Consider the following 16,239-nt stretch of genomic DNA (forward strand, 5'->3'; position numbering starts at 1 on the left):
CGCGTCGTGCTACTCCGCCGCCGCGGCCTCGGCCAGGGTCGCCGGAACGTAATTCAGGATCGGCGCGAGCCAGCGCTCGACCTCGGAAACCTTCATCCCCTTGCGGCGGGCGTAATCTTCGACCTGATCGCGCTCGATTTTCGCCACCCCGAAATAATGCGCTTGCGGATGCGCGAAATAGAGTCCCGAAACCGAGGCGCCAGGCCACATGGCGAAGCTTTCCGTCAGCGAAACGCCGATCCGTCTTTCAGCCGCGAGCAGGTCGAACAGCGTCGCCTTTTCGGTATGATCGGGCTGGGCCGGATAGCCGGGCGCCGGGCGGATGCCGCGATACTCTTCCCGCAGCCGCGCCTCTTCGGTCAAATCCTCGTCCGTGGCATAGGCCCAGAACTCGCGCCGCACGCGTTCATGCATCCGCTCGGCCAGCGCTTCGGCGATGCGGTCGGCGAGCGCCTTCACCAGAATCGAGCCATAATCGTCATTGGCCTTGGCGAATCGATCAGCGATCTTGCCTTCCTGCGCGCCGGAGGTGACGACGAACGCGCCGATGTAATCGCCCTTGCCGCTGTCGTGCGGCGCGATGAAATCGGCGAGGGCCAGATTGGGCTTGCCGTCGCGCCGCTGCAATTGCTGCCGCAACGTATGGAAAGTTGCGAGCTTTTCCGTGCGGGACTCGCCCGTATAGAGCGTGATGTCGTCGCCGATCGCGGCCGCCGGCCAGAAGCCGATCACCGCTTTCGGATCGAACCAGCGCTCTGTGACGATGCGCTTCAGCATGGCCTGCGCGTCGTCGAAAAGCTGCCTTGCCGCCTCGCCCTGTTTCGGATCATCGAGGATCAAGGGATAGCGGCCGCGCAATTCCCAGGTCTGGAAAAAGGGCGTCCAGTCGATATAGGGAATGAGCTCGGCGACATCATAGGCGCGGAACACGCGCGTCCCGGTAAACGCCGGCCGCGGCGGCGCGTAATCCGGCCAGTTGAGCTTCAGCGCATTGGCGCGGGCCCTGGCGATCGGCAAGCGCTGCTTCTCTGCTTCCGACCGTTGATGCGCCTCCGCAACCTTTTGATATTCGGCCCGCACGCCCGCGATGGTCTCGTCGCGCGCGGTTTTCGAGAGCAGCGACTGCACGACGCCGACAGCCCGGCTCGCGTCATTGACATAGACCGCCTGGCCACGCGTGTAATTGGGATGAATCTTGACTGCCGTATGGACGCGGCTCGTCGTCGCGCCGCCGATCAGAAGAGGTAAATCGAACCCTTCGCGCTCCATCTCCGCGGCGACGAAGCACATCTCGTCGAGCGAGGGCGTGATGAGGCCGGACAAGCCGATGGCGTCGACTTTCTCCGCACGGGCGGTCGCCAGAATTTTCGCGGCCGGGACCATGACGCCAAGGTCAATGATCTCATAATTGTTGCAGGCGAGCACGACGCCGACGATATTCTTGCCGATATCGTGCACGTCGCCCTTGACCGTCGCCATCAATATCCTGCCCGCCGTCGAGCGTTCGCCGCCGCCGTTCAGGCGCTTTTCTTCATCCATGTAAGGCAGAAGATAAGCGACCGCCTGCTTCATCACACGCGCGGATTTGACGACCTGCGGCAGGAACATCTTGCCCGCGCCAAAAAGATCGCCGACGACATTCATGCCCGCCATCAGCGGGCCTTCGATCACGTCGAGAGGCCGCACGCTGGCCGCGCGCGCCTCCTCGACGTCGCGGTCAATGTACTCCGTCATGCCGTTGACGAGCGCATGTTCGAGACGCTTGCCCACCGGCTCGTCGCGCCAGGCAAGATCCTTCTCAAATCGCTCGGCGCCTCCTTGCCCCTTGAAGCCTTCGGCGAGCGCAAGCAAACGCTCCGTTGCATCCGCGCGACGATTCAGGATGACGTCCTCGCAGGCCTCGCGCAGCTCCGGTTCGATCTCGGCATAGACCGCGAGCTGGCCCGCGTTGACGATGCCCATATCCATGCCGGCCTTGATGGCATGATAGAGAAACACCGAATGCATCGCCTCGCGCACGGGCTCATTGCCGCGAAACGAGAAAGAGAGATTGGAGACGCCGCCCGAAATATGCACGAGCGGAAAACGCTTGCGGATTTCCCGCGCCGCCTCGATGAAATCGACGCCGTAATTATTGTGCTCTTCGATGCCCGTCGCGATGGCGAAGACGTTCGGATCGAAGATGATATCTTCGCCCGGGAAGCCGACGTCCCCGGTCAGAATTTTATATGCCGCGGAGCATATCTCGACCTTGCGCTCGAAGGTGTCGGCCTGACCTTTTTCATCGAAAGCCATGACGACGACAGCGGCGCCATAGCTGCGCACGATGCGGGCGTCATGGATGAATTTCTCGACGCCTTCCTTCATTGAAATGGAATTGACGACGGCCTTGCCCTGCACGCATTTGAGGCCGGCCTCGATGACAGAGAACTTGGATGAGTCGATCATCACCGGCACGCGCGCGATATCGGGCTCGGCTGCGACAAGATTCAAAAATTCGACCATCGCCTTTTCGGAATCGAGCAGGCCTTCATCCATGTTGACGTCGATGATCTGGGCGCCCATCGCGACTTGATCGCGCGCGACGTCGAGCGCGGCTGAAAAATCGCCCTCTTTGATCAGCCTGCGGAATTTCGCCGAGCCGGTGACATTGGTGCGCTCGCCCACATTGACGAAAGGGATTTCGGGCGTGAGCGTGAAAGGCTCGAGCCCCGACAAGCGCAGCAAAGGCGCGATATAAGGAACCTCGCGCGGTGGAACGTCCTTCACGCGTTGCGCGATGGCGTGAATATGCGCGGGCGTCGTGCCGCAACAGCCGCCGACCACATTGACGAGACCCGCTTCGGCGAACTCGCCAATGAGGGCCGCCATATATTCGGGGCTCTCGTCATAAAGGCCGAACTCATTGGGCAGGCCGGCGTTGGGATAGGCGCAGACGAGGGTATCGGCGATGCGCGAAAGTTCGGCGAGATGCGCGCGCATCTCGCGCGCGCCGAGCGCGCAGTTGAGGCCGATCGTCAAAGGATTGGCATGGCGCAGCGAGTGCCAGAAAGCCGTCGGCGTCTGGCCGGACAAGGTGCGGCCGGAAAGGTCGGTGATCGTGCCCGAGATCATTACAGGCGTCTCGACGCCGAGCGCCTTGAAGGCGTCATTGACGCCGGCCAGCGCCGCCTTGGCGTTCAATGTGTCGAAGATCGTCTCGACGATCAAAATATCCGCGCCGCCTTCGATGAGCGCCGTCGCGGATTCAGCATAGGCCTCGCGCAATTCATCGAAGGTGACCGCGCGAAAGCCGGGATTGTTGACGTCGGGCGAGATCGAGGCTGTGCGGCTCGTCGGGCCCAGCGCGCCAGCGACAAAGCGGCGCCGGCCGTCCTTGCGCCCGACGGCGTCGGCTGCCGCGCGGCAGAGACGCGCCGCCTCGAAGTTCAGTTCGCGCACAAGCGATTCCATGCCGTAGTCGGCTTGCGAAATGCGCGTCGAATTGAATGTGTTGGTCGCGATAATGTCCGCGCCCGCCTCGATATAGGCGTGATGAATAGCCTCGATCGCCTCGGGCTGGGTCAGGCACAGGAGGTCGTTGTTGCCGCGAAGGTCGCTCGGCCAATCTTTGAAGCGCTCGCCGCGAAACTGCTCCTCGGTGAATTTGCGCTGCTGAATCATTGTGCCCATGGCGCCGTCCAGCACCAGGATTCTTTTCCGCGCGGCGTCGAGGAAGGCGTTGCGGGTCGCCTCGCCATTGAAACGATGAGTCATTCAGGCGGCCTTTTGTTCGAGTTTTGGCCGAAGCCCCAGAAGGTGGCAGATCGCATAGACGAGATCGGCGCGATTGTTGGTGTAGAAATGAAAATCGCGGACGCCGTGATCGACGAGATTGAGCACCTGCTCCGCCGCGACCGTGGCGGCGACGAGACGCCTTGTCTGAGGGTCATCATCCAATCCCTCGAAGCGGTCGGCGAGCCATTGCGGCACGCTGGCGCCCGCCTTCCTGGCGAAGCCCGCCGTCTGCTTGAAATTCTGCATCGGCATGATGCCGGGCACGATCGGAATATCGACGCCACGCTCTTGCAGCCTGTCACGATAGCGCAGGTAAATTTCGTTTTCGAAAAAGAACTGGGTGATCGCACGGTTCGCGCCCGCGTCGACCTTTGCGCGCATGAAATCGAGGTCCGCTTCGAGCGAGAGGCTTTCCGGGTGCCGCTCCGGATAGGCGGACACCGAAACTTCGAAATCGGCGATCCGCTTGATGCCGGCGACAAGCGCGCAGGAGCTTTCGTATCCTTCGGGGTGGGCGCAGTATTTGGTTCCGACGCCTTCCTGCGGGTCGCCGCGCAGCGCCACGATATGGCGGACGCCGGCGTCCCAATAGCCCTGTACGATGGAGTCGATCTCCTTGCGCGCCGCCGCGACGCAGGTGAGATGAGCGGCCGGCTTCACAACCCCCTCTTTGGCGAGGCGCGCGACCGTCGAATGGGTGCGTTCGCGGGTCGATCCGCCCGCGCCATAGGTCACAGAGACGAAACTCGGTCCAAGCGGCGCAAGCCGGTTGATCGACTCCCAAAGAAGCGCCTCCATCGCGACGGTCTTTGGCGGGAAGAACTCAAACGACACCCGGATGTCAGGCTGATGCGTGCGGCTTGCGCGCGGCAGGTCACAGCTTGCATTTTCGCTCATGCGACTTCTCGCGCAGTTAAAGGAAGAGGATCAGCGATGACGCGGCGGTCGCGGCCGAGCCACAGGGAAACTGTGAGTTTGCCGCCCTCGCCCGGCTCGGGCGCTAGATCGCGCCGCATCGAAACTTCGAGCCCCGCCGCCGTCATATATCCGGCGACCTCCTCGGCGGTAAAGCCAAGGCGGCGATGCGCATGGACGGATCGCAGGCTCTCTTCTTCATGGGGAGCGAAATCGACGATGACGAGCCGCCCGCCTGGCCGCAACGCCCGCGTCGCTTCACGAATAGCGCGCAAAGGATCATCGAGATAATGCAGAACCTGGTGCATGACGACGAGATCATAGAAATCCGGTTCGACTGGCAACGCATAAATGTCGCCCTGACGCAATTGGGCGTTGCGCAGGCCGATCCGCTCAATACGCGCCCTGGCGACGCTGAGCATTTGCGGCGACTGATCGACGCCGACCGCGCGCGTCGCAAGCGGCGCCAGAATTTCGAGCATGCGGCCGGCCCCCGTGCCGAGATCCAGCGCCGCGTTGAACGGCCCGGTTCCGACCGCCTCGAGGATCGCAGCCTCAACGCGTTCTTCCGGCAAATGCATGGCGCGCACCTCATCCCAGTTGGCGGCATGCGAGGCGAAGTACCGGGCCGCCTGCTCCGCGCGCGCCTGGCGCACCTCCGCGAGCCGGGCGCGATCGGCAAGAAGGTGGGCGTCGCCGGGCGCGAGGCGCGCAACGATATCGCGCGCGAATCCGGCGGCCTGACCGCTCTGGCTCATGAAAAAGAAAACCCAGGATCCCTCACGGTGACGCTCGACAAGTCCGGCTTCCGCGAGCAGCTTCAAATGACGCGAAACGCGCGGCTGGGATTGCCCGAGGATCGTCACAAGTTCGCTCACGGTCAGTTCGGCTTCGGCTAGGAGCGCAAGGAGGCGCAGCCGCGTCGCCTCTCCCGCGGCGGTCAAGCCGTTGAGAATGACGTCGAAAGGCGCATGTTGAGACTGGGGCATCGTAAGCCGTCCTGGCAATTCGTTATTCGATATATATGCAGATATCTTTATATGTAAAGTTCATTTTTGAGCACTGCGAATTGAAAGCTTCAGCTTTTCGCCTTGGTTCGGCCCCTCGGCAGAGATAAGGTCGCGCCGCGATTGACGCTGAAGCGTGGGATCAATCGCGTCGGTTTTGGAGGGTGCGTGTATGAAGAACGCTTTTTCATGGATCATCGCCAGCGCGCTCGTGCTGTCCTTCGCAAACATCAGCTTCGCGCAGCAGCAGGCCCCCGCCGCGGCGCCCGCGGCTGCCGCCGCAAAGCCGGCGGCCTCGGACGCCGCGAAGAAGGCCAAAGCCAAGGAATGCTCCGACCAGGCCGACGCCAAAGGTCTGCACGGCAAAGCGCGCAAGGAATTCCGCTCAAAATGCAAGCGCAGCTAGTCCTCAATGCGGCTCAGAAGCGCGCGCGTAGCGATTCGCAATGCCGGGTCTGCCGGCGGGCGGATGGAGGCGCGATCCTGAACCGCGCGGGCTCGATGCGAGCTTCGCCAAAATGGAACAAGATCAGACAAACGAATGACAGTCATCCGCTCCTTGCTCTTCAATGTTCTATTCTACGCGAATATAACCGTTCTTGCGTTCCTGGGCCTGCCTACTCTGTTGAGGAAGCGCGCCGCCGTTCAGGAGCTCGCGCGGATCTGGTCGCGCAACTCTTTGTGGCTGCTCAAATGGATTTGCGGAACCACGGTCGAGTTCAGGGGGCTTCACAATCTTCCCTCAGGCGCCTGCATTATCGCCGCGAAACATCAGTCCGCTCTCGAGACCTTCGCGCTGACCACGCAGATGGGCGACTTCACATTTGTGTTGAAACGCGAATTGATGTCGATCCCCTTTTTCGGCTGGTATCTAAAAGGCGCCGAGCAGATTGGCATTGAACGCGCGAAGCGCGGCCAGGCTCTCGCCGATCTGACGCGGCAGGTGCGTCAGGCCATCGCCGAGGAGCGGCAGGTCTTTATCTTCCCTGAGGGCACTCGCAAGGCCGTGGGGGCCCCACCCGACTATAAAGCGGGCGTCGCCCATTTATGCCTGTCCACCGGCGCCATATGCGTGCCTGTCGCCTTGAATTCCGGCCTGTTCTGGCCGCGCCGGGGCATTCTGCGGCGGCCGGGGCGCGTCGTCATCGAATTCCTCCCCCCGATGGCCCCCGACGCGGACAAGCAGAATTTCATGCGCGCCTTGCAAGCGCGAATCGAAACCGCCACGGCAAGACTCATCGATGAATCAATCGCCGCCGATCCATCCCTGAGGACCGTGCTGCCGCCGCAAGCGAACAGCGCGGCAGGCTGACCTGCAAGGCCTGCGGGCGAGTCAAAAGGACGCGGCCAAGCGAAACATTCGGGCGATATGGTTGACAAAATCTTGCCATGTTCTATTTATGTTCCTTCAGTGATGAGGGGACCCGAGGCCGATGGGCATAGTAGTTCCGCAGCGCAGCATCAGATTTCGGTCAATTCGAGAGAAGCGCGCGGTGGATCGCCAGGCGCTTGGCTCGCTAGCGCCACGAGAGCTTCGACGTCGGCTCCTCGGTCCAAATGCGCCTCTCCGTTGCCTCGCGGGAGATTCCCTGGCGGCTCATTTCCACAAATGGCGCGGCGCTTCCGGACAATGTTACATTTTCTCTGTTTTTCCCGTTCTTGCCGACGAAGTGCTCGGCGGCCTTCCTGAATTTGACGGCGCGGTCGCCGTGGCCGTCGCGCGCGACGCCGGGGGCAAGAGGCGGCGCGTCGCCGTCTTTGATCTTAGCTGGCTGGAGGGACAGTTTTGCGGCGATGCCGAAGGCGTTGGCGCAGCCCTGCGGTCTGGCGTCAGCGAGTGGCACGTTCACCTTCTTGCAAAGGACGAAAAATCGCGTCACGCCGTCATCGTTGATCTGACGTCGTAGCCAGCGTCCTTTTTGTTTCGCGGTCTCATCCTTCTGGAAGCCGCCTGTCTTCCGCTAGAGCGCCTTCCGATCGAAGGGAGTCAATCGATCGATCAGAAATCGCTCCAGATTCAAAAACTTGAGCATATCCGAGCGCCTGCTGAATTTATCCGCCCATCTGCCGCGTAAGCCATTCCAGCGTTTCGTCGTGGATCGAGAGGTCCGCAAGATGAGCGTGCGTATTTCTCACATAGTCGAAATTATGGCCTGAAACGCCGACCCCCTGATTGATCAGCCGCAGAAGCTCTTCGCGATCGAGACGTCCCGCATATTGAATATGCGTCCGGTCGGCGACATAGCAGACCGCCTCGATTTGGCGGCCATCCCCTAATATCGCCGGCAGGACGATCTCGCGATAGACCGACGTTACCTGTTCGCGCGCCCGCAGATAGTCGAGCGTCGCGGCGGCCTGCAAGGCGCCGACGCGGAATGCGACGCCCCTGCACGAGCCGCCGCGATCGAGGCCAAGCACGAGGCCCGGCCGCTCGCTGGTGCCGCGATGAACATGTGAATAGACGCAGAGCGCACGATGATAGCCGCGCACCAGCGCGCCCTGCCGTTCGGTGAAATGAAACCCCGGCCGCCACATCAGCGAGCCATAACCGAACACCCAGAGATCCTCCGCGGCCGCCATCGCAAATTTGCTCCTTGCCAGGACGCGCTATAAACGAAGAAGCGCATCGCGAAAAGACTCGGCGCTTTCGCTTTTGCTCGCACGCGGCGGCGCGGCTGATCGATTGGCGCGCCCCAAGGCCCGGCTCGTTTGTCCGCAAAGGAGGCGCATATGCCAATGAAAAGCGCGGCGCTACGGCGCCGCCGGACGTCGAGCATTCTCGCGCTCATAGCATTGACGATATTGGGGGCGGCCGCAGCCGGCTGGTCGCTGTTCTGGTATGCGGCGGCCCGTCAAACCGACGCCGTCGTGACTGCCTGGATCGCGCGCGAGGCCACGCTCGGGCGCGTTTGGAGCTGCCCTCAGCGCCACATCGGCGGTTATCCGCTCGACATCGAAATGAGCTGCGCCAGCCTCCAGTTTCGCGGCAAAATCGTTGGCGGCGATTTTACAGGGTCGTTGCATGGGTTTCGCGCATCGTCCTCCGTGCTGCGGCCAGAGCGCCTCACGGCGCAGCTCGAGAGCCCCTTTACCGGCAAGACGCCAGACGGAAAACTCGACCTCGCGCTGCAGTGGGCGAAACTCGATTTGACGATAGAAGGACCGCCCGACGCGTTGACCCGTTTTTCCCTCGAGGGCGATCAAATGTTGCTGAAGGGATCAATGATTGGCGTTGGGGCGCTGAATTCGGGAGCCAAGACGGTGCAGGTCTCGATAACTCCGAGACCTGACGGCGAAGCCGCTTTGAACTTCGACATCGCCATGAATGGCGTCGCAATTCCGTCGATGAGCGATGTGCTCGGCCTCGACGCGCCGCTCGACGCGATCCTCGCGGGGACGGTCACAAAAGTTGATTCTTCGACCGCCGGAACGCTCTTCGAGGACATGGAGCGATGGCGTGAAAAGGGCGGCCGTCTCGATGTGAGAACCGCGCTGCTGACGAGCGGAAGCGCAAAACTCGACGCGCGCGGCAGTCTTGATCTTGATGAGGCGCACCGTCCCCGTGGCAAGTTGGATACAGCTTTTGAGGGGCTGAATCCTGTGCTTGGGCGCCTTGGAGTTGACCCTCGCGTTCTGACGGCAAGCTCCCTGTTGACGAATTTCCTCGGCCATGCGCAGGGAAAGCAGCAAGCCGAGGCGGCCCGCCTGCCGCTGCGCATCGCCGATGGCTGGCTATTGATCGGGCCGATTCGTACGCCCGTGCGCCTGCCGTCGCTTTATTGAGGTCATTCCGGGTTGGCCGCTGCGACAATCAGCCGCATCGCCGCGCACGACAGAAAACAGCTTCGGCTCCGGCCTTTGCCTTATCGCACGCCGTCCCACGTAACGGATATGCTTTTCATTCAATCAAAGTGCTTATTAGTAGGCGCGGTTGCGCAAGACCTCGAAGCAGGTGCGTATCAATATATTGATATCGAGCCCAAACGACCAATGATTGACGTACCAGAGGTCCAATTTGACCCGTTCCACCATTTGCTCGAGACGGCCGGTTTCGCCCCGTAGTCCATTGACCTGGGCCCATCCGGTCATGCCGGGTTTGACATGATGGCGAAATGCATATTTCGCGATCAGGACCTTATATTCATTGTCGTGCGCCAGAGCGTGGGGGCGCGGCCCGACCAGAGACATGTCGCCCATGAGCACATTGAAGAGCTGGGGCAATTCATCAAGGCTTGACCGGCGCAAAAACTGGCCGACCCTCGTCACCCGGCGATCATTGCGCCGCGCCTGCGTCACGACCGCCCCGTCTTCCTGGACGGTCATCGAGCGAAACTTGAAAATGACGAATTGCTTGGCGTTAAATCCGTTACGCCGCTGCTTGAAGATCACCGGCCCTTTGCTGTCGAGCTTGATAAGAACCGCGATCAAAAGAAACAGCGGCGTCAAAAGCACGATTCCTATTGAAGCGCATAGGATATCCAGCGTCCGCTTGACCGCTCTTTCCATAGTCGTCAACGGCGCGCGCTGAATTTCGAGGCTAAGTTCGGGGCCATTGGTCGACAGGGCGCGTCGTCCCAATACCGACCTGATCGTATAGTCCGGGAGCAGATGAGCGGGAAGCGGCGACGCGCGCAACCGTTCCCGAACGGTTTCGAGAAGTTCCTTGCTGCTCCAGCGGAGCGCCAGGACAAATCCGTCAACGCCGCGTTCGCGCGCTTCATGGAGCGCCCGGTCGAGATCGACAAGCACGTCGTCCGGTGATGACGCCTTGGCGGCGGGCAATGACACGCGCACCACTTCGTTCATGCCGAAATAGCGAAAAAGAACAGCTGTGCTCAATCTCATCAATTCGGAAGGCTCGCCGATCGTGACGACCCTCCGTCCGGGCAGGCTTCCCTTGGCCATTAAAGATCGCGACGTTTTCTCGGCAAACCAGCGGGCAAGAAGCAGCAGCGAAACTTGCAAGAGAGCTGAGGCGACGATTGAGCCATGCGGCAACAGAGCGTCGCCCTTGAGAAACACCAGGAAGATAGCGACGAAAAGGCTGACAATGGCCCAGGCCAAAAAAATCCGGCCGAGATAGCGTGAGGGCGACAGCAGAACGGGCAACCGGTAAAGTCCCCGCGAACTCGCCACATAGGCGTAGAGCAGCCCCTCTGAAAGGCCGACTCCCAAGCTGACTTCAATCGCTGTATTTGGCCCGGACCAAAAATGCTGATAAAGCGTCCCACCAAATACGCTTGCAAAGGTGATTACTAAAATGTCAACAAGTCCGGCAATAACCTCAATGTTTTTGTAAGATACATGAAGCCTTGATGAAGCTGAAATCGACGTACGAGCGTCGACCTCCGATTCCGCAATCTGACTCAAGCGGTTAAAGTACATTTTAGACTCGCACTGTTCAGCAGGTTGCTTATCAACATTAAGCTACAATAAACTGGAAAAATCAACCTAAAACCAAGCTAGGCGAGCGCCAAAAAGAGTTCTGTGCGGAGGAGCACATTGGATATTCACGTAAACTTTAAGCGGGCGCGCTCCCAGCACTTCTTTCAACCGCAGCTCTTCATCATGTCCTTCTCGCAACGACGAAACTGAGATATCGAGCGCTACGAAAGGAACAATAAAACCGCGGACGCATGTTTTGACGAACCCGCCTTGAGGCGCAAGCCTCAATTGAGTAAGTTTATAAGCAATTTTTGCGCCGCAACATCCAAATGACTCCGCCGGAGATCGGGAGCCAACGCTTCTTCGGCCAGCGCTTCGACAGCCTCGCTGAGCGCAACCGTCGTCTGCGCGGATGAGCCTAGCCGCCGGATCGACACTGCGCCGTCAATGCTCTCGCGCTTGCCAACGACGAGCAGAACCGGAACCTTCGCGAGCGAATGCTCCCGCACCTTGTAAGTGATTTTCTCATTACGGAGATCTCCCTCCACCCGCAGCCCCTTTTTGCGAGCCGCGGCGATCACCTCATACGCGTAGTCGTCGGCCTCTTTTGTAATGGTCGCCACGACGATCTGCAGCGGCGCAAGCCAGAGCGGCAGATGTCCTGCGAAATGCTCGATCAATATGCCGGTGAAGCGCTCAAGCGAACCAAACATGGCGCGATGGATCATCACAGGGGTCTTCTTTTCGCTATCGGCGTCAATGTAGAAGGCGCCAAACCGACCGGGCAAATTGAAATCGACCTGAATGGTTCCGCACTGCCATTCGCGGCCGATTGCGTCGCGTAACGTATATTCCAGTTTCGGGCCGTAGAACGCGCCCTCTCCAGGATTAATGGCGGTCCTCGCGCCCCGCGCCGCAAGGACTTCCAGCACTCGCGTAAGGGCCGCCTCCGCCTTGTCCCAGGCTTCGTCGGAACCGACGCGCTTCTCGGGGCGCGTCGAAAGCTTGATCACAATGTCGTCGAAGCCGAAATCTTCGTAGATCGAGAGAATGAGGTCATTCACCTTCAAACTCTCGTCCATGATTTGATCTTCGGTGCAGAATATATGGGCGTCGTCCTGAGTGAAGGCGCGCACCCTCATCACGCCGTGCAGCGCGCCGGAGGGTTCATAGCGATGCACGACGCCGAACTCCGCCAGCTTCAATGGCAGATCACGGTAAGACTTCAATCCATTCTTGAAAATCTGCACGTGGCCCGGACAATTCATCGGCTTCAGCGCGAAGATCCGCTCGTCCTCGGTTTGCGTCACGAACATGTTGTCGCGATAGGTCTGCCAGTGCCCCGAGGTTTCCCAGAGCGCGCGATCGAGCACTTGCGGCGTATTCACCTCGACATAGCCGGCCGCCTCCTGCCGCCGCCGCATATAGGCGATCAGCGTCTGAAACAGGGTCCAGCCCTTCGGGTGCCAGAACACCGTTCCGGGCCCCTCCTCCTGGAAATGGAACAGGTCCATCTCGCGGCCAAGACGCCGGTGGTCGCGCTTCTCGGCTTCTTCGATCTGCTTCAGATAGGCTGCGAGTTCCTCCTGCGAAGCGAAGGCGGTCGCGTAAATCCGCTGCAGCATCGGCCGTTTCGAATCACCGCGCCAATAGGCTCCGGCGACCTTCATCAGCTTGAATGCGGCGCCGACCTTGCCCGTTGAGGTCATATGCGGACCGCGGCAGAGATCGAGCCAATCCCCCTGCCTATAGATTTTCAGGTCTTCGTCGCCGGGAATTGAGTCGACGAGTTCGACCTTGAACGCTTCGCCGCGCGCCTCGAACCACGACTTCGCCCGATCGCGGGTCCAGACCTCCTTGGTGAAAGGCTTGTCCCTGGCGATGATTTCGCCCATCTTCTTCTCAATGGCGGGGAAATCGTCCGGCGTGAACGGCTCCTCCCGAAAGAAATCATAATAAAAGCCGTTTTCGATAACCGGGCCGATCGTCACCTGCGTGCCCGGATAAAGCGTCTGCACGGCTTCCGCCAACACATGCGCGGCGTCATGCCGGATGAGCTCCAGCGCGCGGGGATCGTCACGACTAACGAATTCGATCGTCGCGCCGCCCGGAATGGGATCGGAGAGATCGCGCAAGGCGCCGTCGATCACCACGGCGACGGATTTCTTGGCGAGCGAAGGCGAAATGCTCTTCGCGACATCCAGTCCGGTCACGTGAGCGTCGAAATGGCGGGAAGCGCCATCCGGAAAAGTCACGCTAATCATATTCTACAACTCCTCACCGCTCACTCGCCGAAACCAATCGGCGTAAGCGCATTCGATCGTGCAATGGGGGCAACCTGAGGGTTCCTGCCCCGGAGAAAAATGCTCTCCAGCGGGACTTACGGCGTTTATCCCCGCGGCTCAAGCCCAGCCCGCAAACTCGCGGGGCCGGCCTCACGGCGGCCGGCATAAGAATGCGTTGATGTAAGAAACAGATCCGCCCAGGGCGAGGCTAAAATTAATCTATTATTTGGATGCAAAATGGCTTCCGTCTTGCCCTGGCTCTCGCGACGCGGTCGGCGGGACGCCAAGCAACGCAGGGAATATTGCTCAAATGAGAGAGTCGATTTGTGCGAGGACAAAGAAACGTGATATAGCTTTGTATATAGGCGGTAGATAATCCGGCGCAAGCTTCAATTCGCCGACCAAGGACCGTCCTATATGGCAGATGTTATTATATTTAATTCATCACCCTTTATTTCTAACGATTTATTCATCTTCGTAATCCGACACACGCCCGTGCGATAACGCACATTAGCAGGTTCGACAAAACATTAAGTGGGTAGTTGGCAACGAACAGAAAGTGATGAGCAAAAAAGCTCGCGCGTTCTGCTCGCTGGAAAAAATAGGGCTTTTGAAGGTCTTTTATCTAAATTTTTTGCAAACACGAAGTCGTGGCGGATGCACATTCAAAACTGACGTTCATCACGCGCACGCGAAACATAGATTTGAAAAATTTGGCGATGCTATGACTCCTTTCGCAATGTATTTGGATGAAATCGATTCTGAATGCGAAGAAAAGCGGGTTCTTGCCGCATTCACGCGTCGAGTTACCGAAGTTGCAATTCTCTCGAGATCATCCCGCTCCAGTTGGAATTCGACGGACCCGCTGAACATTTTATCTCAGCCGGCCCTCCTGCTTGATCTCGACGGCTTTGTCGTCGAGGCTAACGATGCGGCAGCCTCCTTATTCAATAACGACATAAGGGTGCGCCAAAGGCGCCTTTTCATACGTGATCCGGAAGCCCGAAACAGGCTTCGCATTTATGTGGATCAATTCGAATATGCGATGGCGGAAATTGCCCCGGTGGTGGAACCGATCATTGTCCCGCGTCAGGACAGTCTGCCGATTCTCTTGCGGATCTGGCCGATCGACGGCGGCGCGCGCTGGCCCTCAGCAGACGTGCGGGCGCTCGTGACGCTGAACGCTTTGGGTCCGCGGCCCGGGCCGCCGGCCGCCCTTCTTGCGAGAACATTTTCTCTGACGCCGTCTGAAGCGAAACTCGCCTGCATCATAGCGCGTGGGGCAGGTCCAGACACGGCGGCCGCGGAACTCAACATTTCGCGTGAGACCGCGCGAAATCAATTAAAGTCGGTCTTCGCGAAAACGGCGACGCATCGCCAGGGCGAGTTGGTGGCTCTCCTCTTGCAAGTATAGGCAGGGTCCATCGCCGCCGCATCATAGGGCTGAATAGAGGCCCGAAGCCGGAGCAGAGCCCCCAAAGGGCCCTGCTCTGTTGCGAGAGCTGGAGGACGTCGCCGAAAATCGGCTTCTACACTCCAGCATCCTCGCTCGCGTTTCAGGCTCGGTGGCGTTGCACTAAATTGCGATCGCCTGAGCGCTTTGAATTCGTGGATTTGACGTTGGAATCGCGCTTGAGGACGGCATGTAAGAGCCGATGCGTTCTCTCCCGCCATGTCGGCGCTGTCAGAACAACGACTCGATTTTTCCCGAAGCGACCCGCGTCAAAAAGAAGAGAGGCCGCAGCCTCTCAGGATCAAATAGATCTACCATTTGGCCAGTGACGGCCACGGAAATTCAACAGGTAAAAGCGCTTTCAGGGGAACAGAAAGCGCCTCTAAAACTCTTCCCTGCCGGACGCTGAACGCCGGCAGCTCTTTACTTCTGTCAGGCCCAACGCTTCTCTTGCTCTATCAAAAATCGGGGCGATAACGGAGGACTCTCTTTATAAGGGCCCTCGTCAAGAAGCGAGGTGATAACCGACTGAATTACATTCAATACATGGTCGCGGGATGTAGCGACGGAGTCGTTCCATTGCGTAAAAGTCCCGTCAAAGCCATGACTTTCGCGCAGGACATCCGAAAATTTCTTTTCAAAATATTTGAAATAAAACTCTTCGTTGGCAGGATCAACCGCGCGCCACGCCATGCAAAGAGCGCCGGACAGGCAATAGCAGGAAGCCTCACTACTGTCGAGATTGACAGCTTCGCCACGGTCGTTGCGCGCCATGGCAAATTTATTCCAGCCCTTTGTTTCAAGAAGGCGGCTCGCCTCAACGAGAACATCAACAATAATTCTATTGTTCATTGTTATTCACCTAAATTCCTCTTGGGACAAAATTTCAACATGCATCGGGGAGATCGAGAGCCTTCAGGCAAAAGACCAGCGGCCCCAGAACAGTGCATTTATTGAGAGGCTGAAACGTTTACGCGACGCCAGAATATTAATTCAACTATAGCGTGTTCACATGAATACCTGATGAACAGAAATGTTCAGGACAGCAGCGGAGAAGTGACGATTTTCGATTTTCAACATTCTATTACAGATTATAATTTAATAATTTTCTTATCTGTGCTACGTATAACTGGCTGCTTCTTGCTTTTGTTTAGTTTAGCGGCGGTTCTGTTACAAGACCCATTTGCGTAAATGAACAAAGTCTTGCCATTTTTCCGCAACGTCGTCGCTGACGTTGGATTGGAAGTCTTGCCTTGTGCAAACGCCGCGGACCCGGCGACTCGCCCGCCAATCCGGCGGCGGGGCACAGAATCTCACCGGCGCTCGCCCGCTCCTTGGCGGAATGAGGGCGAGTTCTCATCGACGAAAGTCTTAATCCTCGACCGTTGGGCGGGTCGTTGATAAAGGAACGGTCTAG

12 protein-coding genes are annotated in these 16,239 nt (G+C 59.1%); 4 read left to right on the plus strand and 8 right to left on the minus strand.

Annotation, left to right across the window (positions count from 1 at the left end; translation table 11 throughout):
* Positions 1-9 precede the first annotated feature (9 nt).
* From metH to SIN04_RS09725, 3 genes are read right to left on the minus strand one after another with little or no spacing between them, the layout of a single operon-like run.
* On the minus strand, positions 10-3,756 hold the full coding sequence (gene metH / locus SIN04_RS09715) for a methionine synthase (RefSeq protein ID WP_341264401.1): 3,747 nt from the start codon (positions 3,754-3,756) through the stop codon (positions 10-12).
* Positions 3,757-4,674: a methylenetetrahydrofolate reductase [NAD(P)H] gene (metF, locus tag SIN04_RS09720; protein WP_341264402.1), complete on the minus strand. Its 918-nt coding sequence runs from the start codon at positions 4,672-4,674 to the stop codon at positions 3,757-3,759. It lies immediately after the preceding gene.
* Complete coding sequence (locus SIN04_RS09725) at positions 4,671-5,681, minus strand: metalloregulator ArsR/SmtB family transcription factor (RefSeq protein ID WP_341264403.1); 1,011 nt, start codon at positions 5,679-5,681, stop codon at positions 4,671-4,673. Before SIN04_RS09725 ends, metF begins: the two co-directional genes overlap by 4 nt.
* A gap of 190 nt (positions 5,682-5,871) precedes the next feature.
* Here SIN04_RS09725 and SIN04_RS09730 point away from each other — a divergent pair, with 190 nt between their 5' ends.
* Both SIN04_RS09730 and SIN04_RS09735 read left to right on the plus strand, forming a co-directional pair.
* Entirely contained in the window at positions 5,872-6,105 is a 234-nt protein-coding gene (locus SIN04_RS09730) for a PsiF family protein (protein ID WP_134488694.1), read from the plus strand.
* A gap of 135 nt (positions 6,106-6,240) precedes the next feature.
* Positions 6,241-7,011: a lysophospholipid acyltransferase family protein gene (locus tag SIN04_RS09735; RefSeq protein ID WP_341264404.1), complete on the plus strand. Its 771-nt coding sequence runs from the start codon at positions 6,241-6,243 to the stop codon at positions 7,009-7,011.
* Between the two features lie 205 nt (positions 7,012-7,216).
* On the opposite strand, the gene SIN04_RS09740 is transcribed toward SIN04_RS09735, so the two are convergent.
* Positions 7,217-7,579: a hypothetical protein gene (locus tag SIN04_RS09740; RefSeq protein WP_134488698.1), complete on the minus strand. Its 363-nt coding sequence runs from the start codon at positions 7,577-7,579 to the stop codon at positions 7,217-7,219.
* Positions 7,580-7,751: 172 nt separating this feature from the next.
* On the minus strand, positions 7,752-8,279 hold the full coding sequence (locus SIN04_RS09745) for a gamma-glutamylcyclotransferase (protein ID WP_134488700.1): 528 nt from the start codon (positions 8,277-8,279) through the stop codon (positions 7,752-7,754).
* A 150-nt stretch (positions 8,280-8,429) separates the two neighbouring features.
* Here SIN04_RS09745 and SIN04_RS09750 point away from each other — a divergent pair, with 150 nt between their 5' ends.
* Positions 8,430-9,482 carry a DUF2125 domain-containing protein gene (locus SIN04_RS09750; RefSeq protein WP_134488702.1) on the plus strand — a complete coding sequence of 351 codons (1,053 nt, stop codon included), beginning with the start codon at positions 8,430-8,432 and terminating at the stop codon, positions 9,480-9,482.
* Between the two features lie 135 nt (positions 9,483-9,617).
* Here the strand turns inward: SIN04_RS09750 and SIN04_RS09755 are convergent, their stop codons facing one another.
* The gene (locus tag SIN04_RS09755) at positions 9,618-11,084 is read right to left on the minus strand and encodes an undecaprenyl-phosphate glucose phosphotransferase (protein ID WP_134488704.1); all 1,467 of its coding nucleotides are present in this window, start codon (positions 11,082-11,084) and stop codon (positions 9,618-9,620) included.
* Between the two features lie 284 nt (positions 11,085-11,368).
* Positions 11,369-13,348: a threonine--tRNA ligase gene (gene thrS / locus SIN04_RS09760; protein WP_134488706.1), complete on the minus strand. Its 1,980-nt coding sequence runs from the start codon at positions 13,346-13,348 to the stop codon at positions 11,369-11,371.
* A 583-nt stretch (positions 13,349-13,931) separates the two neighbouring features.
* On the opposite strand from thrS, the gene SIN04_RS09765 reads away from it, so the two are divergent.
* Positions 13,932-14,783, plus strand: a complete 852-nt coding sequence (locus SIN04_RS09765) for a helix-turn-helix transcriptional regulator (protein ID WP_341264405.1) — start codon at positions 13,932-13,934, stop codon at positions 14,781-14,783.
* Between the two features lie 471 nt (positions 14,784-15,254).
* Here SIN04_RS09765 and SIN04_RS09770 read toward each other — a convergent pair whose 3' ends face one another.
* Positions 15,255-15,674 (minus strand): DUF6197 family protein, encoded by a 420-nt coding sequence (locus SIN04_RS09770; protein WP_134488710.1) that lies wholly within the window; start codon positions 15,672-15,674, stop codon positions 15,255-15,257.
* Positions 15,675-16,239 lie beyond the last annotated feature (565 nt).

Source organism: Methylocella tundrae (genome assembly GCF_038024855.1).
In the GTDB taxonomy this organism is placed as follows: Bacteria; Pseudomonadota; Alphaproteobacteria; order Rhizobiales; family Beijerinckiaceae; genus Methylocapsa; species Methylocapsa tundrae.